The sequence below is a fragment of the Octadecabacter ascidiaceicola genome, assembly GCF_900185015.1.
Classification (GTDB): Bacteria; Pseudomonadota; Alphaproteobacteria; order Rhodobacterales; family Rhodobacteraceae; genus Octadecabacter; species Octadecabacter ascidiaceicola.
The window spans coordinates 315,001-335,834 of sequence record NZ_FXYD01000004.1 but is presented as its reverse complement, the minus strand read 5'-3'; the positions used below and the strand labels follow the sequence as shown (position 1 = coordinate 335,834).

General features: G+C 50.8%; 12 protein-coding genes, 1 tRNA gene and 2 rRNA genes (1 of these 15 running past the window's edge). 9 read left to right on the top strand and 6 right to left on the bottom strand.

From position 1 onward, the window contains the following. Positions 1 to 5 precede the first annotated feature (5 nt). From OCA8868_RS13485 to OCA8868_RS13475, 3 genes are all read left to right on the top strand, one after another. Positions 6 to 1,472 (top strand): aldehyde dehydrogenase, encoded by a 1,467-nt coding sequence (locus OCA8868_RS13485; RefSeq protein ID WP_093997091.1) that lies wholly within the window; start codon positions 6 to 8, stop codon positions 1,470 to 1,472. Between the two features lie 197 nt (positions 1,473 to 1,669). Continuing rightward, the gene (locus OCA8868_RS13480) at positions 1,670 to 2,782 is read left to right on the top strand and encodes an amidohydrolase family protein (RefSeq protein ID WP_245848248.1); all 1,113 of its coding nucleotides are present in this window, start codon (positions 1,670 to 1,672) and stop codon (positions 2,780 to 2,782) included. Beyond that, entirely contained in the window at positions 2,724 to 3,899 is a 1,176-nt protein-coding gene (locus tag OCA8868_RS13475) for a cytochrome P450 (protein ID WP_143849633.1), read from the top strand. Before OCA8868_RS13480 ends, OCA8868_RS13475 begins: the two co-directional genes overlap by 59 nt. On the opposite strand, the gene OCA8868_RS13470 is transcribed toward OCA8868_RS13475, so the two are convergent. Next, a complete protein-coding gene (locus OCA8868_RS13470; protein WP_093997089.1) occupies positions 3,877 to 6,705 on the bottom strand; it encodes an AMP-binding protein in 2,829 nt (942 codons plus the stop codon). The genes OCA8868_RS13475 and OCA8868_RS13470 overlap by 23 nt on opposite strands. Before the next feature lie 600 nt (positions 6,706 to 7,305). Between OCA8868_RS13470 and OCA8868_RS13465 the strand changes: the two genes are divergently transcribed. Next, positions 7,306 to 7,734: a hypothetical protein gene (locus OCA8868_RS13465; RefSeq protein WP_093997088.1), complete on the top strand. Its 429-nt coding sequence runs from the start codon at positions 7,306 to 7,308 to the stop codon at positions 7,732 to 7,734. Then, positions 7,731 to 8,081 carry an IS66 family insertion sequence element accessory protein TnpB gene (tnpB, locus tag OCA8868_RS13460; RefSeq protein ID WP_093997087.1) on the top strand — a complete coding sequence of 117 codons (351 nt, stop codon included), beginning with the start codon at positions 7,731 to 7,733 and terminating at the stop codon, positions 8,079 to 8,081. Before OCA8868_RS13465 ends, tnpB begins: the two co-directional genes overlap by 4 nt. 616 nt (positions 8,082 to 8,697) lie before the next feature. Here the strand turns inward: tnpB and OCA8868_RS13450 are convergent. Beyond that, positions 8,698 to 9,756: a M48 family metalloprotease gene (locus OCA8868_RS13450; RefSeq protein ID WP_143849631.1), complete on the bottom strand. Its 1,059-nt coding sequence runs from the start codon at positions 9,754 to 9,756 to the stop codon at positions 8,698 to 8,700. Positions 9,757 to 9,853: 97 nt separating this feature from the next. After that, positions 9,854 to 13,675, bottom strand: a complete 3,822-nt coding sequence (locus OCA8868_RS13445; protein ID WP_093997084.1) for an SIR2 family protein — start codon at positions 13,673 to 13,675, stop codon at positions 9,854 to 9,856. A 152-nt stretch (positions 13,676 to 13,827) separates the two neighbouring features. Here OCA8868_RS13445 and OCA8868_RS17050 point away from each other — a divergent pair, with 152 nt between their 5' ends. The 4 genes from OCA8868_RS17050 (at position 13,828) to OCA8868_RS13425 (ending at position 18,198) form a co-directional block, all read left to right on the top strand. Further along, a complete protein-coding gene (locus tag OCA8868_RS17050; RefSeq protein ID WP_093997083.1) occupies positions 13,828 to 14,247 on the top strand; it encodes a helix-turn-helix domain-containing protein in 420 nt (139 codons plus the stop codon). A 198-nt stretch (positions 14,248 to 14,445) separates the two neighbouring features. Then, the gene (locus OCA8868_RS17045) at positions 14,446 to 14,589 is read left to right on the top strand and encodes a transposase domain-containing protein (protein WP_093997082.1); all 144 of its coding nucleotides are present in this window, start codon (positions 14,446 to 14,448) and stop codon (positions 14,587 to 14,589) included. A gap of 277 nt (positions 14,590 to 14,866) precedes the next feature. Then, positions 14,867 to 16,705, top strand: a complete 1,839-nt coding sequence (locus tag OCA8868_RS13430) for an RNA-directed DNA polymerase (RefSeq protein ID WP_093997081.1) — start codon at positions 14,867 to 14,869, stop codon at positions 16,703 to 16,705. A gap of 119 nt (positions 16,706 to 16,824) precedes the next feature. Beyond that, entirely contained in the window at positions 16,825 to 18,198 is a 1,374-nt protein-coding gene (locus OCA8868_RS13425) for an IS630 family transposase (protein ID WP_179214859.1), read from the top strand. Between the two features lie 191 nt (positions 18,199 to 18,389). Here OCA8868_RS13425 and OCA8868_RS13420 read toward each other — a convergent pair. From OCA8868_RS13420 to OCA8868_RS13410, 3 genes are all read right to left on the bottom strand, one after another. Next, a tRNA-Met gene (locus OCA8868_RS13420) sits at positions 18,390 to 18,466 on the bottom strand. Positions 18,467 to 18,532: 66 nt separating this feature from the next. Continuing rightward, positions 18,533 to 18,647 (bottom strand): 5S ribosomal RNA (gene rrf, locus OCA8868_RS13415). Positions 18,648 to 18,767: 120 nt separating this feature from the next. Beyond that, positions 18,768 to 20,834: ribosomal RNA gene (locus OCA8868_RS13410) — 23S ribosomal RNA — on the bottom strand (it continues 767 nt past the right edge of the window).

Below are 20,834 nucleotides of genomic sequence, written 5' to 3'. Positions count from 1 at the left end.
GACCGATGCAGAAATTCCAGCAGTATATCGACGGCGGCTTCTCTGATGGTGCCGCGCAGTTTGAAAGCCGTGATCCGGCTACAGGGCAGGTTTGGGCGCTGATGCCCGAAGCCCGAAGAGACGATGTAAATAACGCCATCGAGGCGGCTGAGCGAGCCTTCAATTCGCCTGAATGGGCAGACATGACCGCGACTGCACGTGGTAAGCTGTTGATGCGATTGGCCGATTTGATCGCCGAAAACGCCGGGGTTTTGGCAAAGCTGGAAACGCGGGATACTGGGAAAATCATTCGCGAAACATCTGCGCAGATTGCCTATGTCGCCGACTACTACCGTTATTACGCGGGTTTGGCCGATAAGATCGAAGGGTCACATCTGCCAATCGACAAACCCGACATGGAAGTCTGGTTGCGCCGCGAACCTATTGGCGTTGTCGCAGCAATTGTACCTTGGAACTCGCAGCTATTCTTGTCTGCGGTGAAGATCGGCCCTGCCCTTGCAGCTGGTTGCACTGTGGTTCTGAAAGCCTCCGAGGAAGCCCCCGCCCCAATGTTGGAATACGCGCGCATTTTTGATCAGGCTGGTTTTCCAAAGGGCGTTCTGAATGTCATCACGGGTTTTGCCGCCGAATGCGGCGCAGTTCTGACGAGTCATCCTAAAGTTGACCATATCGCGTTCACTGGCGGACCCGAGACCGCGAAACATGTTGTGCGCAATTCGGCTGAAAACCTTGCTTCGACCTCATTAGAGCTTGGCGGCAAATCACCGTTTATCGTGTTCGAAGACGCGGACATTGATTCAGCTGTAAACGCCCAGGTGTCGGGCATTTTCGCGGCGACAGGGCAAAGTTGTGTTGCGGGGTCGCGGCTGATTATTTCCAACAAGATTAAAAATGTATTTCTGGAAAAACTTGCGGAAAAGGCCGCCGCAGTAGTGATCGGCGCCCCTGATGACATGGCCACCGAAGTCGGTCCACTTTGCACGATTGCGCAACGCGATACTGCGGTGAACCTAATCGAACAATCTGTCGAAGCTGGGGCGGTCGTTGTCGCGGGTGGCGCGCCGCTGAAGCGTGATGGCATATTCTTCGCGCCGACAATCCTCGATTGCTCAAACGCACACGGCGCGCCATGCCTAACCCATGAATTTTTTGGCCCAGTTCTATCTGTCCTAGGGTTTGACACCGAAGCCGAGGCGTTGGCGCTCGCAAATCACACCGAATTTGGTCTGGCGTCAGGGGTATTCACCCGCGATCTAACCCGCGCGCACCGAATGATCCGCAAACTCAGGGCTGGTATCGTCTGGATTAACACCTATCGCGCAGTAAGTCCGATTGCCCCGTTTGGAGGCCACGGCCTTAGCGGCCATGGACGCGAAGGTGGGCTGCAAGCTGCGCTCGACTACACCAAAGTCAAAGCCGTTTGGTTGCGCACCAGTGACGACCCAATTCCAGATCCGTTTGTGATGCGATGACGTTTCGTTTTGGACAGAAACACAGCAGCGATTTTTGAAGCTTTTGAAACCTACATCAACAGTGCCGTTAGGGAGGAAGGCCCAAAGCTGCTATTCGGTTAGTCCCTCTGCTGCATTGCAGCGGAAATACTAACTGGACATTCAGGAAGCTTATGGGAGTATCGATCAAATACTATTGCTTTGCATAGATTTCCAATTTGGACAGACTGAATTTGTTTCAAACCACTTTCTACTCCGACCTCAAAGCGCAGGTCGCCGATCTCGGCGGCTACCTTAATGCGCATCTACATCTGGACCGATCACATACACTTGGAGCAGACGCCCACACCGCCCATTTGTCGTTGCAGCAAAAACATGGGTTGATTTCGGGTCTCCACAATGGTGCCGAGTATGAACCAAGCCGTTTATCGACGAGGTTGAACCAAAGTTTAGACGAGATGGTCGCCTGTAACACGCGGCGGGCGGACAGCGTCATTGATGTGACCGCTGATGGTCTCGGACTGCGGGTTTTGGAGCAAACCCAAGACATAGCAAATGCGCGCAAGAGGCAGATTGACTTCAGGCGCGCGGTCTATTCGCCGCTAGGGTTTCGTGATGACGAACCGGACCGCTGGGCGCTTTTCGAACGTGGTGTGGAGCTTGCGGATTTTATCGGATGCCTACCAGAACGGGACGACCAAACAGATTACCCTGACCATATCGGTTATGAAGAGAATTGCCGCCGTATGCTCGACCTTGCCAATCAGCGGGATTTGGACCTTCAGGTGCATGTCGATCAGGTCAATCATCCTAATGAAAATGGGACCGAACGCCTGCTAGACGTGATCGAAAATGAGCGTCTGGCATTTGGGGCCGCTGATGCGCCCAAAATCTGGGCAGTACACATGATCTCGCCGAGCGCCTATCCGCAATCAAGATGGGAAGAGCTAGTTGAGCGGCTTCGCGCGTCACACGTTGGCGTCATCTGCTGTCCCTCAGCGGCGCTCGGCATGCGGCAATTGCGGGCGATTGTAGCCCCGACCGGAAATTCTATCGCACGGGTTCTAGATCTGTGCGCCGCAGGTCTCCAGGTGCGACTTGGCTCAGATAATCTGGCCGACATGTTGTCCCCATCTACAACCGCAGATTTGACGAGCGAAGTCTTCATGCTGTCTGCTGCAATGCGGTTTTACAACATCGAGATTCTGGCAAAACTGGCCTGTGGCGTCGTACTGTCACAGGCAGATCGCGAAACGATCAGAAAGCACTTGGATGAAGACCATTTGGAAGCGGCTAAAGCGATACGTCGATGGGGACCCGTCACCAGTTGACGTGCTAACTTTGACGGATCCCGCGACCATTGCGGGGTTCCGTGACCTGTCCCGCGAATTGCGGGCGCGTAGGCCCGTTTGCCCCCTTTCAAGCGGCGGCGTCTTGTTGCTCGAACCGGAGGACGTAAAGCACGCATTTTCCAGCTCCGCCTTGTCCAACCAACCATCACGGTTTTCCGCACTGGCTGCCAAAAACAAGGACAAGTATATTGCTGCTTCTGTCGCGTCCCATATTCTACCGTTTCTTGATGGCCCACTTCACGTAACAACACGACAATGGGCAAGCCGCGCGTTCTTTCGTCATCTACGCGACTTTAAGGGGCAGATCCATGACATCGCCACGCGGCATTGCCGCACCATGGACGTGGGGCAGTCCTACCACTTGGTTGAAGATGTAGCACGAAGGTTTGTCGTTGAAGTCATGGGGGCATTTATCGGAATTGACCTTTGTGCGTCAGATTTGAAACGCTGTACTTCTGCCCTGTTCCGGCTTTTCGCCCCAGCCTTTGATGCGGAGACCTTTGCCGAGACCAATGAAGCGCTAGCGCTGGCGCGCAATCATTTGGGCGAGGCCCTTGAGGCACGACGCCAGGATCTAGCGCCCTGTTTGCTGAACGCATTGGATGCGACGTATCCAGACGAACTTGGGCAGGACGAACGCGACCTACAAATCATTGATAACGCGTTGCTCTTTCTTGCAGATGGCGTGGAAAACGTCGAAGCGGCTGTGGGTATTGTCATGATGCGCTACGCCCAAGAACCGCAGGCTCTCGCAGAAGAATTTGTGCGCACGGCAATCACCGCGGACACGCCCGGACAAGCAATTGCACGGATCGCTTCCGAAGATATAGCCATAGGCGGAGAGACATTAACTGCAGGCACGCCAGTGTTTTTGTCCCTTTCCAGCGCGAACGACGGAAGCGCGACTGGCGACGATTTTACTTTTGGGCGCGGGCGGCACAAATGCCTCGGAGAAAACCTCGCCGTAACAATGGTGACGGAACTATGTGCCCAACTGGCGGACAAGGTGCCGGATATCAATTCAGATAAACTGACATACCGCGCTATGTTCGGGCACAAATGGCCGCGAGGCATTACGGTGACTTTGACGCGATAAGACGGCTGGCTTTGACCAGATTGGGAAAGATCATTGACCGCCGCCGCCCCGATGCCCGCGTTGAAAAATGCTTCAAGCCTTGGCTGACCAGGCTGCACGACAGCCACATCGGTATCCGTTTTTCCGGAAACATCACATCAAAGGAGAACCTAACACGCCCCCCCGCCGGAACCACCTCGGATAACCTGCCATAGGCCAGTTTGGCTTTGCGCACATGTCCGTCCAGATTGATTAGATCGACCTGAATCGACAAGCCGCTGATTTCGGTCGCTGCCCAATCCACATCCGACATGTTTGTGACCTCAACCTCGATCTGTGCGTTCTGGGATGGAGTGTAAATCTTGGGTGACTTGATGAGTTTGACGCGGGCTTTCGGTGGGTCCAGACGCCGCTTCAAAGACCAAATACCCGTGTCGATGGGTTCAGCAGATGGAACGTGATCCGTGCCTTCTATGATCCCATTTAGGACAGACAGATGCGGCGCGATATCTTCGGCGTCAAAACGATGTTTGCTGTCCACTTCTAACGTCATAGTTCCCCCCCGGTGGAGTAGGTTTTCTGTCAAATGGTGCTGCGCAAAATGCACACGTGCCGAATTGATCTCGCAGTGGGACATACAATGGACCATTGGATACTGAATTTCGCGCGCAGGCCAATAATCAAAGCTGATGAACGCGCGGATATTGCGCCCGCGTGCGCGCAATATCTCTGCCGCATGATGCATAACCCAAGCACCGCCGCAAAACCCCCCGAGCACAATTGGACCCTTCGGTTGGATATTCGAGATTTCATCAGCGAGATGTTCCCCGAGTACCCTGAAGTCCTGCTCAGTTCGCCTTGGAAAACGTCGCAACGACCCAGTGACGTGTAAAGGGCGGTTTTTTCCAATGGTGGCGAGAATCGCATCAATCTCGACGTGCGCTTGTGACGACCAGAACAAAGGATGACCGCGTTTTAGCGTACCCAACGACCGCAGAATCCCGTTGGGTGCCAGCACCTGCCCCGGCCAGCCTGCCGTTTTTTCTTGAATGAACCGGAGGGGCCTTGAAAGACGTTCCTTGGTGGTCCCACTATCATTTGATAAGGCTGAGACGAGACCAGAAAAAGTTGGGGCGTCAAACAACTGACTAGGTGAAATCTGCCGGTTCAGCGCCTTTTCCAAGGTTATTAACAACTGGGTCGCACTGAGACTGTCCCCACCCATATCAAAAAAGTCGTCATCCCCTGACGGTGGACGGCAATTCAAAAGACGAACCCAATGTTTGGCGACCAGACGGGCTTCAGCCGTGTCATTCAAAGTGTTTCGTGAACCACGCAACGAAGATTGGCGCTCCCGCCATTCAACCTCCGCTGTGCGTTTGAGCAAAAGGCGATCCACCTTCGCATTGGCCAGCCGTGGCAACTGTTCGACGACAGTGATTGAATTGGGGCACTTAAACACCGCAATGCGGCTCTCCAGAAAAGACTTGACCCGTGCTTCCTCAACATCGCCACGCGCCGCAATCGTTAACCCCACCTGTTCACCTAATGTCGGATGGGGCAGTGCATAGGCCGCCGCCTCGACAACGTCAGAGAGCTCGAGAACAGCGGATTCCACCTCATACGGAGAGACTTTTTCACCGCCAACGTTCACCATTTCCTTTAATCGCCCCCGAAGAAACAGGACACCGTCCTCATCAAGTGCGCCCAAGTCGCCGGTGCGAAACCAGTCTTCAAAAAACACGTCTTCTTTTGGAATGCCTTCGTAGCCGGCAAACACGGTCGGCCCCTGAACACAGACTTCTCCGGGTTCACCGGTTTTCTGGATGTTGCCGTAGCGATCCATAATCGCAACGTTGACACCCACCGCCGACCCGACGCCGCCGGCTTTGGCCCCATGGGTCGCCCGCGGTCTCGTCGATATCTGACCGGCGGTTTCCGTCATGCCGTACATTTCGATCACGCTACAGCCAAAGGCCTTTTCAACTTGGGCCTTCAAATCTACGGGAACAGGCGCGGAAATAGATCGTATAAAGCGCAGTGAGCGGCCTGCCTCAGCCAATTGGTCCGGTGCGACATCCTCAACCAGACGCCGTAGCAACGTCGGAACAACTTGTACCCAAGTTGGACGTTGCTCAATGAGGGCTTTGATCAAACCTTCGGGCGAGCGCTGGTCTGTAATCGAGACAGACCCGCCCACCGCGAATGGTGCTAGCATCACGTCAACCAGCGCCCCGATGTGAAACGTGGGAAGGACATTCAACGCGTGATCATCCTCCCGCAATTCGTGTCCGACCGCGATGTTACGGGCGGAAGCATTCATCGCCTCCAGCGTGATAGGTACGCGTTTAGGCGTTCCAGTAGATCCGGACGTATGTAGGATCAATCGGCCATGCATCGGCCAATCGGGACCACTCGGACGATGCGAAACAGTGCCCATAGCCTTCATTGCCTCATCGAGGAGGTCCTCCCACACGACTATCGGGCTTGCCGAAAGCGCTTGTGATTTGGTTGCCACCAAAGAACTCGACACGATACAAAGCTCTGCCTTCGAAGACCGGAGTAGCTCTGCCGTTTCCATGTCTGATAGCGCCGGATTGATCGGCATGTAGTCCGATAGCTCGGTCAGAAACAGAAGTGCAAATAGCGCGTCTACATCATCGTTCAGGCAGCCGAGAATCCGGCTGGGGGGCATCGATGTATGGTTTGCCAAAGTAAGGTGCAGGAGCGGTCGCAACCGATGCAAATCACTAAAGCTAAAATCACCTTTTGCAGATCGGATGGCGATTTGGTCACCGTGTCGAAAATCAAGTCCAGACAGCGCCATTCTCCCCCTAATTTTTCCTGGCTATAGTGCCATTCCGCAAATGAAAGTGATGGTGGCGGCAATTGTATTCGTATGCAACCGCCGCGAAAATTCGGTGTGGTTAGATCGTGCACTTCAGGATCAATTTGATCTGATATGTTCATTTGTCAGAAGCGGTCATGTGTCTGGCTTGTTTGCGCGGCTTTGATCCTTGCCCTGATGGGTTCCGCAGATCAAATCTCCCAGCTTTTCGGGAAATTGCGACGGTCGCCACGCGTACAGATTATTGCTCCATCAACGACCACGTCATCATAATGACCAATCGTAGCAATTTCTATGGAGTGCTCTTCTCATATGCGTTCGAGTTTGTTGTAAGCGTTGCATCTATCCGGTCGTCAGTTGAGCAGATCACGCCCGTTCATCACACGGCGCTATCCTTTTGGGTATCGTATTGGTTCGACCGAGTTAGCGTAAGATGGCAATCTGGGGGTCAGATGCAACGCTTACCCAACAAACACTGACTTTGACATTGAATTGTAAGCGTTGCATCTGACCCCCTAGATAGCAACTTACCTCAAGAACGTCCTGATTTTATGATGCGTCCAAGAGGACACGAGCATCATGAACGCACACACCCGAAACGAGCTTTCGAGCGACAAGAAGATAGGAGATGTCTTCTACGCCTTTGGATATTCCATCCCGGTTTCGAAAACCGGAAAGAAGCTTTGGCCCGCGCTCTTTAAGAGGGCCATCGTCTACAAGTTGATGACTAATGAGTTGACGGCCAACCAAGTCGCCACCGGTTGTAAGATCCCCCTTCCAATGGTTTACGATTGGAAAAGCGCAAATGCACACCACGTCCTAAAGCAGATCGAAGCAGACCAAGAACCAGCATTCGCGGAAATCCAGATTCAAGAAACGCCCCTGTCTAACGACAATACTATTGGCGAGCTACGGCTAAAGTTTGAGGGAATTGAGCTGACATTGCCCGTCGACTATCCGGTAGACGGCATTATTAAGATCATTCGGACCTTTCGGGTGAAGCAATGATCACACCAACAGGCAATTTCAAATTCTATGTTGCGACCAAGCCAGTCGACTTCCGCAAAGGTATGGATGGGTTGGCTGCGATCATCTTGAACGAGTTTGACCTCGACCCTTTCAGCGGTGCAGTCTTCATCTTTCGTTCTAAACGTGCTGATCGCTTGAAGCTTATAGTCTGGGATGGAACCGGGTTGATCATGACTTACAAGCGCATCGAAGGGAAAGGCTTTGAATGGCCGCGAATGACGGACGGCGTCATCGACCTAACGAGAGCTCAATTTGAAGCACTTTTTGAAGGATTAGACTGGAAGCGCGTCACCCCCAGGGGAACGCGACGTCCAGTCGCTGCCTGAGAATGGATAGATCAAGGACAACGAGTTAAAACTATGACGCATTGGTATACAGCAGACACCCATTTCGGACACGAAAACGTAATCGCCTTTTGTAATAGGCCTTTCAAATCAGCGTCCCATATGGATGGTGTCCTCTTGGAAAATATGTGGAAGGTTGTGAAACCAGAAGATGATCTTTGGATCATTGGGGACTTCGCATTTGGCACACCGGCTAAAGACTCTAACTATCTTCAACAGATCTTCTGCCAGCTGCCCGGGGCTCGGCGGCACTTGATTATCGGCAATCACGACGGTGCCTTGACGCAGGCATTGGATTGGGCGTCAGTTTCTCACTTAGCGGAAGTGCCGGATGGACCTAAACTACAGCGCAACACACTTTGCCATTACCCTATGATTACATGGAATCATGCGAGACGAGAGGCCTTGCAGCTGTTTGGCCACGTTCACAATAACTGGCGTGGCTCTCGGAATTCAGTGAACGTTGGCGTCGATGTTTGGGATTTCATGCCAACTACATACGAGAGAATTGCTAGGCGAGCTCGGCAACTACCAGTTAATAGACACTGGTCAGATGTCGAACACCGTAACAATTTATGAGGTGTCATTTATCCGAAGGCTAGTGCGTCAACCGACCACACCAACGCGGGAACTCATAGAAAAGCCGCTTGAAGTGGCGATCGTAAGCAGGCGTATCAATTTCTTTCAACCAATTTGGATTGGGGTAAACATCAAGCATAACGCTCATCAGCGCATCGCCACTCATAACCGCACCTTGAATTGCATTCATTGATGTTCTCTCGTCGATACCAAAACTTTTATCTTCGATCAAAAGTGCCAATATTGCCTTCATGCGAAAAGGTGCAGGCGGGTGTGACAAGCGATCGATCGGTTGATTACGCCAGTCAGATCTATCTGAAATTCTAAAATATAGATTAATGATCGTTAGGACAAATGTGATCGTGTCGCTTTCGCTTTTGAAAAGGCGTTTCTTATAGGTTTTAATCAGGTCGAATTCACCAGCTTTTGACAACATCGTCTCAAGCGTGGTGAATGTGTTCTGGAACGCATAGCCGTCGGCGATAATTTCACGCGCTTGAGAAGGAATTGCTTTCTTAGGATCGATCAAAGGAGGTGCGCGGCGATCCATAAGCAATGGGCTTGAAATGGCTGATTGTTTTCGTCGACCATGATCGTTTCTCAGGTGCCCAACTTCATGGAAAACAACAAACCTAAACAAGAGCTTCAGCACCAAATAGAAGAGCATCTGACGCTCGGGAGCGTCTCTCCAGCCGGCACTTTCTATAGCCCAAACGAAAGGATCGGACTCCTGGAGAAGTCTACGCGGCGCTTGTTTCGTTCGCATAGGATCAGGGGCCCAGATTGGTTCGGCTTCCCCTTTCATCGCAGGAAAAACCCCGCGTTCCGCCGCTACCGCTGCAACGCGGCATAAAACCCAAAACATCCCCGCATACATACCGACGATTTCGATTTCATCTTGGATCGCGACTGCATTCATGCCTCCACTTTCCAACACAACGAAAGTTGCTCCATTGGCCTGACATATGGCCTGAGCTTCCTCGGCGAACGGTGTGAGCCAGCCACTTTGATCGTCGAACCTCACGGTCATGACCTGAGGCTGGCGGTATTTTTTAAGTATGTCATTAATAGTTCTCAACGCTTAACCTTCCTGTATTGGTTCATGCCTACCCGCCGGTGTTCCCGCTAAGCCGTAAGATCCGCTTCACCTATATCTAAGGGCGGCGGGAACAACGTTATACTTGGATTGCTATCCGGTTCAAACGCCTCCACTTTTCTGTCTGACGCAGATTTGGCTTTGCTGTGCCTATCATTTCAAGAACGCTGGAAAGACTTTGACGGTCATATGGCGCAAATTCTGCCTCGCTTGGCACGACACGGTCCAGCAGATCAAGAGTTGCCACGGGGTATACCGCCGGTAAGTTCGAGTGGTTATCGGTGTCATCTTTCTTCAGAGTATAGAGGTGCATATCAAGACGTTTGATTGACACCAGAAACGGCAAGATTGCATAGACAATTTCGTCAAAATTGTCCCTGGCCTCTTCTGCCAACGACAAAAATCTCTGCGAAGTTTCAGACGTTTGGCAGATAGCCTCCCTTGGCCAAGCTTTGTCGAGAAAAGGCTTCCCCCGAGTTCGCCACTTCTTCTTGTCCTTGACCAATCGAGCCAGGAACCAAATGGAATGGGATCGTCCCGCATCATCGGTCTTTTGAAGGACGGCTCGAGCTTCTGCAAACGTAATGTATGCAGGTTGCCGACCATGACGGAAGCAAGCCAAGATCAAGAATTCATGTATCTTGGTCGGCAATCGATCTCCCCAATTCCACCTGTGTACGTGAACTGCGGCTTCCAAAAAACTATCCTTGATGAGGGCGAACAGGTTTGGTGCCGGCAATGTGTTATCATAGAGATAACCGTTCCAACTGGGCTCAGCTGCCGGATTTTGGAGATTGAACCAGGGTATAACTCGTTTCTCAATCCAGTTTGGATCAAGATAATACAACCAGCGCAATCTGCGCGTTGTAACACAAACGGCGTAGTCAGACCCCTCGCCTGGCGACGCATAAAGCCTTTCTAACCTTGTCTTGATGCAGTCAGGAATACCCGCCGCTCTTCCCAACTTGAGACTATCCAGATAGGCGAATAGGAGCTCCGTAACCTTGCCAGTTGGACTGTTGATTGCGTGATCCGTTGTCCTACGGGATCGTTTTACCGTCCTCCCCGCGACAGAGACCTCTCCGATTGCACTCTCGGTAGCTGCGGGCCCGTTGAGCAACAGGACATCCAAAAGCTGATCAAGAAGTGTAAAAGTCCGATCAGCGTTTTCGGCAATCAGCGGCACGAACCTGTTCTCAACAAAGCTGAAAAGCTCATGCCGTAGTGAAAAGAGCGTCTCTGGAGGCAGTTTGGTTAGACGACCGACAAATAGGAACTGTAGTCGAAGTGACGCTTCCTTGGGGAACGAACCTATCGCTGTTCGCCAATGCTCTTCGGGGAACTCTTCAGCGCGCGCAGACAGATTTAACGCGGTGATTGCTTTCAACGGGTTTTCTTCAACAAGTCCTGCAAATGGCCTCAACTCTGTGAAGTCTTCGAAATGTCGTCCTGACAATGCAGTAGCTGCTTGTATGACACTCGCTGCAGGCAAATCTTTGATCGCCGATGGGTCAGTTTTGGTCACAACCATGCCGGATCGCCCTTCGTGGCTATCGTCAGCATCTGCGGCCCATTCGGGTCTATACCGCTTATCCGCTTCTCGAAGCGCCAACAGTTTTCGATGAGTTGCCTCATCAAGATCGCAGCCATTTTGGTGCAGCCAGTCCAACATCGACGCTGAAGTAACGGCTCTGACTCGTTGCCCTTCCGGATCAGCCGACAAGCGTGTCGATCCTTTGGCAATTCTCTCTTCTAACGCCATTCGACGATCTATTGGGAACCCTGACCATCGCAACCTGAACAGATGTAGTAATTCACGACGGTGATAGGGATTCCAAAAAGACTCATCAGTCAGTTGTTGTATTCCATCTAAGGTTTCAAGCGGCTCAATTAGATCAGGCTTTGCCCAAACATAAAGACGGAGCTTGTCAAAAAAATAGGGGTCATTCTGAGGCCAATTCTTCAAATCCTCCATCAGATAGGCCGCATGTTCAGCGCACACGATATCCAAGTACTCGACGAACCAAAGCAGGTAGCTGTCTGCCTCATCAAGGTATCTATCCGCTTCGTGTTCATCAGGGTAAAGCGATTTGGTCTTCCAGTATTTTGTATCAACTTGGTTAAGCAGATTGGCTGCCAGTTCCAAATTTTGCCGAAAGGCTCTATAGACGGGAAGAAGGAATTCCGAAGGGATACTTTCATCTACGCCATGGCGTTGAACGAATTTCACTTCAAACCGAACGACGCCGTTGGGGTAATCATCCCAGACATCAGTTGGTGGCCGTATCGCTTCGATACCCAACTGAGAAGACGCCTTCAACTTTGGCTTTGTTGAAGATTTGAAAAGTTTGACAATCCGCTGTGACCAGCCAAATGCCTTGAGCTCCCTCTGATAGTCAAACCAGCTACCATCATGATCATCGACTGGCCGAGCCCTAAAAACATCTAGTAAATTCTCCCATGTTTTCTTACCCCGTTCGTTTGGGACCGAATTGTCGCGAAGCAATTGCCACTCGACTTGATGCAGCAAATTTGGATGAAGTGCTGGGTATTTCGAAGCCCACCATGCAGTCACTGGGTTATCGACCTGTTTTCCAATCCAATTCGAAAGGTGAATAACTCTTGCGGGTGTAGGGATGGTTCTTCCAAAATCGAAACCTGCGACACGTGTCACTGATCCGTCTGAAGTGCCTGTCTCTTGAGACAGAATGTCATCACCGATGATAGGAGCGTTGTTGGCCGCATCAGGGTCTTTTCGTACATCACCATCAAGGCGAAAGTTCTCCCAAGGATCGAAGACTTCTTTTCCGTCGTAGCTGACAACCTTGTCCGCTAAACGTAGTCCGCGATCAAACACGCAAAGCCAGTCTGCCGGAGCGGGAGGTTCCATGGCGGCGAATAGCTTCGCCCCAGGGTCTGTGTTCACAAGGGCAACGACATTGCCACGTTGTATAGGATCCAAATCCTGCGGCCTCTGTGACGCTAATTTGAGGACATCTGCGGACCACTTGCCGGGATCTTCAGCTCGAATGGACCATCCTTTAAGCGAATCCCAAAGTTCCGAGTGTTCTCGATTATTTGTGACATATGAAATCGGTATTGCGCCCGTGTCCCTCCATTTGGCATCGACCTCATGGTGTTCGCCAGAGTCAAAGGCGTACAGTCGCCCAGTATTGGTTCCATCAGCGGCGCGCAGGCCTTGCAGCAGATATTTAACCGGCGGATCACTTGCTGAGTAACCCACCAAAACAACGGTGTATTTCTCAAGAATTCCGCGAAAAAAGCGTGTTGCCCAACCCTGGGACAAATATGCCCTGCCAAAATCTGAGCTGGAAAGAACTAGCCCATGTCTGCCCTCATGACGCCTTATGCGATAGTTGAGACGTCCATGAAGATATACAATCCCGGAAAAGCTCTCTTCGAAACCCAAGTCAGGAAGTTTGGGTGCAATATGTGTTTCTACCTTGCCAGAAGCGGCTTTTTCAAAAAGTAGGTCAAAGTTGGTTGTGACTAGCCTCACCTTGTCGTCTGGCCCGGTCGCAAGTTTCAACAGACACTCGTGCGCGCTCAAGTTGGCTTTTGGGTTACTCTTCAGTTTCTGTGCGACGCAATAATCCACTTCCCCATGAGGATATTCCGAATAAAGTTGGTTAAAAATACCATCGAATGAGGGAGCAGAATTTTCGTCTGCATTGGGTAACAACCATTTACTAAAGAGTTGCCGTGATTTCGCGTCTTCCGGCGTCCCTAACTCATCAAGAACATGTTGAGTGAGTCCTCTGAATGTTGGCATGCCTGCAGGGTATGAAGCCCCAGCACCACACAAAAAAACCACCTCACCACGATCTCTAGCTTCCAAAAGCTGATCAGGAATATTTGGGCCGTGTTCGACAAACCGCATTCTGTCTCCAAATTTCTAATAGAAATATGGGCTCATCATAGAGCGCAGCAAATAAATCAAAATTGTTTTCTGCCATTTGCCAAAGTTTTCGAATTTCTAGTCGGTCGGGTAATTCGTTGAAAGAGCTCCGATAATCCCAAGCTAACACTCGAATGTTAACCCGCCTGTTAGCAAATGTGTTAGAATTATCGTTCCACATCAATTACTTATATAAATACCGGTATTGCAATGTTCTCAAAAATCTGAAACCTCTTGAGGGAATCGTCAGATTGACAAGATGCGGGTTCTCGAAAGTGATAGTCGATAATCATAGCCGAACACAGAAACGCGAACTCCGGGTTGATTTGGAGCGCCATGCTCTCATCAAAGCACGCTTAGAGATTGCTGGATGGTCCCTAAGCGCGCTCAGCAAGTCCATCGGCGTTGCGCAGAGTTCGGTGAGCACTGTTTCTCAAGGTTACCGTCGATCTCACAAAATACAGTCAGCCATTGCAGAGATACTTGGAACAACCCCCGAGGCACTTTGGCCAGATAGGTATCCTCAAACTGAAGCATCTCAGGAGGCGCAATGAACTAAAGACGGCTGGGCTTTGATATAAGTAAGGCCTCGAGGATTTTGGCGATCCTCAAAGGCCTCAAAATCGTTGTGTATTACGATCTCCTTATCTTCATCCCATCACACCACCAAGAAATCAAGTGAAAACGCGTCTGATGAATCGGACGCGACCAATGAAGCCGCGTTCGCGGACAACATGGGATGAAACTAACCAATGCAAGAAATCCAGTCTGCCTGCGCGGAACCGTATGCTTATCTAACCTGGGTCTTCGAGCAGATGGCCAAAGGGCATCCCCGTTCTCGGTATGACGAGTTGCTTCCCTGGAACTGTCCAAGTGGTTGCTTTGGAATCGAATAGAAACTGACGTATTGTTTCCAAATCCTCGTCCGGCAGTTACCGGGCGGGCAACATTCGTATCTTACTGCTGTGTGGGTGAGGGGGCGAAAACCAAACATCTCGCCGCTTCTTGCATCAGTTTCTTCTGGACCAACGTTCGCAACGCTAAGCTGGTTGTATGCATTGCAATATCGGCAGAAGAACAGCTTCCCAATACTAATCTCTGCCGATATCGTGAAATTCTATTGAGCACTATAAGCCAAGGTGCCGAAATGATTTTTTTGCAAAGGCCCAGTAAATGCGGTCCCCGAAGTTTGTTTTCTCTGAGCCAAGCATAAAAAGCTGCACAGGCCCAAGCCAACTGATTTCCGCATGGAAAAAGAAGGTGAAGCCGCAACTGCGAAAACAGGTACTCTGGGATCTAATAGAATTCAGGGACGTCGATCACGACATCGGCACGCTTAGTCATCAAATGTCTCAGGAGATTTCAGAGGCTGCCTATCAAGTAAGCAAGCCAAAGACTTACCTTGTGGAAAAATCTCGAGGGTTGTGCCGGCAGATGACGCTAGTGAGGCCGCAAGACTTGATCATATTGCAGTGTCTATCCTCCCGATTACACTCTCAGATCATTCGCAACTCCCCGTCCAAGGCAGCCTTCTTTCAACCTGGCGACATGGAGTGGTCCGCTGGCAAGATGACGATCTCCGATGACGACTATGGTGCCGTGGCTTCTTGGAAGCGATTTCAGAAGCAGGTACTCAAATTTTCACGAGAGAACAAATTCGTCGTAATTACTGATGTCGCAAATTTTTATGACTTCATAAATTTCAAGCACCTACGCAACATTGTTGCTTCACTTTGCGACGACGTTGATGAGGCGGTATTGGACATTCTGATCTATCTTCTAAACGAACTTGCATGGGTTCCTGATTATATGCCCAGACAGGAAATGGGCATGCCCCAGATCGAAACGGAGGCTCCACGAGTGCTTGCAAACGCCATGCTTTTTGAGCTGGACCGAGTTGTCGAGAAACACTCATACCGCAACTATGCTCGCTTTATGGACGACATTGACTTCGGAGTTCGAACCATTGTTGAAGCAAAGCAAGCTGTCCGGGATATCGACTTAACGCTGCAAGCACGGCAACTCCGGCTGAACTCGGCCAAGACGAAAATCTTGACGCAACGCGAGGCGTTTAAGCACTTCTGTGTCAAAGAAAATAGCGACCTGGATCGTTATGCAAAACTAATGGAACTGACATCTTTCTTTGACGTACTTAAGCCGCGCATAGGTCTTTCCCTCACCGCCTTGTACGAGCGCTGGCTTAGTCGCAGAGCTACTGGTGGACCTTCGAACAATTCCCCATTTGTGCAAGGCAATGGATCAAAGATCCAAAAACGCATTTTCACGCTCATGCGTAAATGCGATGTCCATCCTCCAGTTGACGACCTAATTTGGCTTACTAAGCAGCAGCCGGGTATGCGGGCGACTGCCATTCGAACATTGGTGCACACGAACAAACCCAATGACGCATTCAATAAGTTACTCCGAGTCTTAAAGAGCGGCGTGTTCGTAGATGATGTTGCACATATCGAGTTCGCAAATTTCTGTGTTCATTCTCGTCTAAGACGTACTCCGAAGTTGCTGACTGGTTTTGAAGAAGCCGTCGCAATTTTAAAAAAAGAAGGCGTGATTGGTGCGTACGCGGCTTCGCTATTATTGGGGCGAGTGGGAACTCCAGACCAGTTGTTGGAACACGCAAGGGAGCTGTATCCGGTTTGGAAGAATGACTACTGGCTAGGACGAGCCATTGCAGGGCTTTATCCGAGATTGCACGGGGCATCCGGCCATGCGGCGAGAGAATACGTACAGTTGCTGAGGTCCGCAAATAGTCCGGCATGCGAACGGGTCTTGGACTACCACTTCGCCCTTATGAACGACTCAACTTTTTTGAAGCAGTCCTCGAATTATCTAAAACATGATAATGGGTCCTTCCCACTCAAAGTATTCTTTCCAAAGGCAATCCAGATACTTAGCGCAAAGCAAAATGGAGCCGCTGCAAAAACCTATTCAGCAATCGCCGGCAATCACCCCGCTCTTGCTACTGATCCATTTTTCAAGACTTGGGGCTTCTAACTACCACCGGTTTAGGCGGAGCAAGCGACGAAATCTTCCGCAACGCGTTTGGGCCATGCCGATCTCAATCGGCGACGTATGCTATGCTCTCAGAGATCGAGATAATGCTGGAGCGATCAATGTCAGATATTGCAAATTCGAGGAGATCTCATACCGCGCACTTTAAAGCCCAGATTGTTATAGCTGGGTTAGCAGGCACCTGCAGTGTTGCGGAGCTCTGTAGACGAGAGAACATTCCGGAGAGTTCTTACTACAACTGGAGGAAGCGCTTTATTCTTGCGGGAACATTGGGTCTTAAGCGGAAGGCGCTCCGTCAGCAAACTCCAAGAAAACCGCAGTCGGCAGTTCGGCGTCAAAACGCCGAACTCGTTGCGTTGGAAGCACTGTTTGTAAACACCCGAGAGGCGTTGAATGTCTTTCCAAATAGGTTGTCTGAGAAAGAAAAAATGTCCGTCATTAAGCTAACAAGGACGTCAAAAGTCTCAGTTAGGGCAACACTTCAGCGTATCGGTATCCCTCGGTCATCATACTACCGATGGGTCCGACAATTAAGCGATACCGGCACACTTCAGAACTGTGTGAGAGCACCCGGCTATTGCTGCGTTGTGGACAGGCCGGACGTCAAGAAGGTTGTCTTTCAGGTCATGCATGCTCCCCCATCCAATTTTGGGTTCAATCGAACGACATGGAAAATGGACGAACTTCAGGAAGCCGTAGAAAAATCTGGTGTGCGGGTTGGCAAACATTCGATACGACGGATAGTTAAAGATGCAGGCTATCGTTGGTTAAAGGCTCGCAAGGTTTTGACCAGCAATGATCCAGAATACCGTCAGAAGCTCTCAAAAATACAAAAAATTCTGGGGGCTCTGAAAAGAGATCAGGGGTTCTTCTCGATCGATGAATACGGTCCGTTCGCTGTAAAACAACGACAAGGAAAAAAGCTTGTTCCCCCTGGTGAACCGTTCACGGTACCGCAATTTCAGAAGTCCAAAGGTTCACTAATAATGACCGCAGCTTTGGAATTGTCGACTAACCAAGTTACTCACTTCTACTCCAAGAAGAAGAACACAGACGAGATGATCAAGCTGCTGAACCTATTGAGAGTGAAGTACAGCCACCTTGGTCGGATTTTTCTTTCTTGGGATGCTGCATCTTGGCACGTTTCAAAGAAGTTGATTGAAAACATAGAACATGAAAACTCGCGTCCTCGAAACGCGGGTGGGCCGAAGGTAGAACTGGCACCACTGCCAGCGGGAGCACAGTTCCTAAATGTCATCGAGGCCGTATTCAGCGGTATGTCCCGCGCAGTCATTCATAACAGCAACTATGCCTCAAAAGATGAGGCCAAGGCGGCAATAGATCGTTATTTTTCTGAGCGAAATGAGTATTTTCAGAAAAACCCCAAAAGAGCGGGCAACAAGATTTGGGGTAAGGAGCCGTCAGTTTCGGGTTTTTCAGATAGTAACAATTGCAAGGACCCGAGGTATCGTTAGTGCCACATTTCGTGTTCTTGTATTGGCGTACCGCCAATATGGGCGTTGGTCAGAACTAAGGGAACACCCAAAATAAGGGGTCAGATGCAACGCTTACATTGAATTGCACGGTGAATTGGGTGCGATCATGGAAGTGGTAGGTAAAAACGACCGACGCCCCGCAAGGTTAACTGCGGGGCGTTCGTTGTCAGTGGTTGCGGGAGTAGGATTTGAACCTACGACCTTCAGGTTATGAGCCTGACGAGCTACCGGGCTGCTCCATCCCGCGCTACCTAATCGTAATTTTGTCATCGAAGAGAGATACATACACTCAATAGAGCGAATTCCTTATTAGGTTTGGCAGTGACTTACTCTCCCACGCCTTAAGACGCAGTACCATCAGCGCAACGGTGCTTAACGGCTGGGTTCGGAATGGAGCCAGGTGTTTCACTCGTGCTATGACCACCAAACCAAAAAAGGAATTCGATACAATCAAGTGTTGTCCAAGTCAGCGTACGCTGAACTATTGTGTGTGTAATGTGTGACTTTCATCAATCTGTATGACAAGGCATGCCTTGCTTCTACTGGATCAAATCAAGCCTATCGGACCATTAGTACCAGTCAACTGAATGCATTGCTGCACTTACATCTCTGGCCTATCGACGAGGTAGTCTACCTCGGTCCTCAGGGATATCTTGTTTTGAGGGGGGCTTCCCGCTTAGATGCCTTCAGCGGTTATCCTGTCCGTTCATAGCTACCCAGCACTGCCGTTGGCACGACAACTGGTCCACCAGTGGAACGTTCACCCCGGTCCTCTCGTACTAGGGGCAACTCCTCTCAAATATCCTACACCCACGGAAGATAGGGACCGAACTGTCTCACGACGTTCTAAACCCAGCTCACGTACCTCTTTAAATGGCGAACAGCCATACCCTTGGGACCTGCTCCAGCCCCAGGATGAGATGAGCCGACATCGAGGTGCCAAACACTGCCGTCGATATGGACTCTTGGGCAGTATCAGCCTGTTATCCCCGGCGTACCTTTTATCCGTTGAGCGATGGCCCTTCCACTCGGGACCACCGGATCACTATGACCGACTTTCGTCTCTGCTCGACTTGTCAGTCTCGCAGTCAGGCTGGCTTCTGCCATTGCACTCAACGACCGATTTCCGACCGGTCTGAGCCAACCTTCGCGCGCCTCCGTTACTATTTAGGAGGCGACCGCCCCAGTCAAACTACCCACCACGCAGGGTCCCGGATCCGGATAACGGACCGCGGTTAGATATCAAACAAAACAAGGGTGGTATCTCAAAGGAGGCTCCACAATAACTAGCGTTACTGCTTCAAAGCCTACCACCTATTCTGCACATGTTGTGTCTAATACCAATGCGAAGCTGTAGTAAAGGTGCACGGGGTCTTTCCGTCTAACCGCGGGAAACCTGCATCTTGACAGGTAATTCAATTTCGCTGAGTCGATGTTGGAGACAGCGGGGAAGTCGTTACGCCATTCGTGCAGGTCGGAACTTACCCGACAAGGAATTTCGCTACCTTAGGACCGTTATAGTTACGGCCGCCGTTTACCTGGGCTTCAATTCGGAGCTTGCACTCCTCCTTTTAACCTTCAGGCACCGGGCAGGCGTCAGACCCTATACGTCGTCTTGCGACTTCGCAGAGCCCTGTGTTTTTAGTAAACAGTCGCCACCCCCTGGTTTGTGCCCCCAGTCAATACTTGCGTAGAAACTGGGCCTCCTTCTCGCGAACTTACGGAGGTATTTTGCCGAGTTCCTTCAACATCGTTCTCTCAAGCGCCTTGGTATTCTCTACCAGTCCACCTGTGTCGGTTTAGGGTACGATCTAATGATGGAGCTATTTCCTGGAACCTCTAAGCAGCCCTTTCAATCCAATAAGGAAGAACTACCCTCGAGATCCGTCACTACCATCTGGCCCTGGAATATTAACCAGGTTCCCATCGACTACGCCTTTCGGCCTCGCCTTAGGGGTCGGCTTACCCTGCTCAGATTAGCTTTAAGCAGGAACCCTTGGACTTTCGGCGACAGGGTCTCTCACCCTGTTTGTCGCTACTCATGTCATCATTCTCACTAGTGATCTCTCCACCGGATCCCTCACAGGCCGGCTTCATCGAAAATTCCTTGCGTCCAATACTTCCCGAAGGAAGTTAAGGACGCATGGAATTATTTCACACTACGCTCTGCTACCATGCACTATGTGCATCCTAAGCTTCGGCTCATGGCTTGAGCCCCGTTACATCTTCGCCGCAGGACAACTTATTTAGACCAGTGAGCTGTTACGCTATCTTTAAAAGATGGCTGCTTCTAAGCCAACTTCCTGGTTGTTTTGGTCGTCCCACCTGCTTTCCCACTTAGCCATGAATTAGGGGCCTTAGCTGTAGGTTAGGGTTGTTTCCCTCTCCACTACGGACGTTAGCATCCGCAGTGTGTCTGCCATCTAGTACTCCCGGGTATTCGGAGTTTGGTTAGGATCAGTAAGACGGTGAGTCCCCATTACCCATCCAGTGCTCTACCCCCCGGGGTATTCGGATGACGCTCTACCTAAATAGATTTCGCAGAGAACCAGCTATCTCCGAGTTTGATTGGCCTTTCACCCCTAGGCACACCTCATCCCGATCTTTTTCAACAG

What these genes read in the sequence shown, in the direction of transcription:
- OCA8868_RS13485 (WP_093997091.1), top strand. Translation starts at nt 6, where the DNA reads ATGCAGAAATTCCAGCAGTATATCGACGGCGGCTTCTCTGATGGTGCC.
- OCA8868_RS13475 (WP_143849633.1), top strand. Translation starts at nt 2,724, where the DNA reads ATGAAGACCATTTGGAAGCGGCTAAAGCGATACGTCGATGGGGACCCG.
- OCA8868_RS13470 (WP_093997089.1), bottom strand. Translation starts at nt 6,705, where the DNA reads ATGGCGCTGTCTGGACTTGATTTTCGACACGGTGACCAAATCGCCATC.
- OCA8868_RS13465 (WP_093997088.1), top strand. Translation starts at nt 7,306, where the DNA reads ATGAACGCACACACCCGAAACGAGCTTTCGAGCGACAAGAAGATAGGA.
- tnpB (WP_093997087.1), top strand. Translation starts at nt 7,731, where the DNA reads ATGATCACACCAACAGGCAATTTCAAATTCTATGTTGCGACCAAGCCA.
- OCA8868_RS13445 (WP_093997084.1), bottom strand. Translation starts at nt 13,675, where the DNA reads ATGCGGTTTGTCGAACACGGCCCAAATATTCCTGATCAGCTTTTGGAA.
- OCA8868_RS17050 (WP_093997083.1), top strand. Translation starts at nt 13,828, where the DNA reads ATGTTAACCCGCCTGTTAGCAAATGTGTTAGAATTATCGTTCCACATC.
- OCA8868_RS17045 (WP_093997082.1), top strand. Translation starts at nt 14,446, where the DNA reads ATGCAAGAAATCCAGTCTGCCTGCGCGGAACCGTATGCTTATCTAACC.
- OCA8868_RS13430 (WP_093997081.1), top strand. Translation starts at nt 14,867, where the DNA reads ATGCGGTCCCCGAAGTTTGTTTTCTCTGAGCCAAGCATAAAAAGCTGC.
- OCA8868_RS13425 (WP_179214859.1), top strand. Translation starts at nt 16,825, where the DNA reads ATGTCAGATATTGCAAATTCGAGGAGATCTCATACCGCGCACTTTAAA.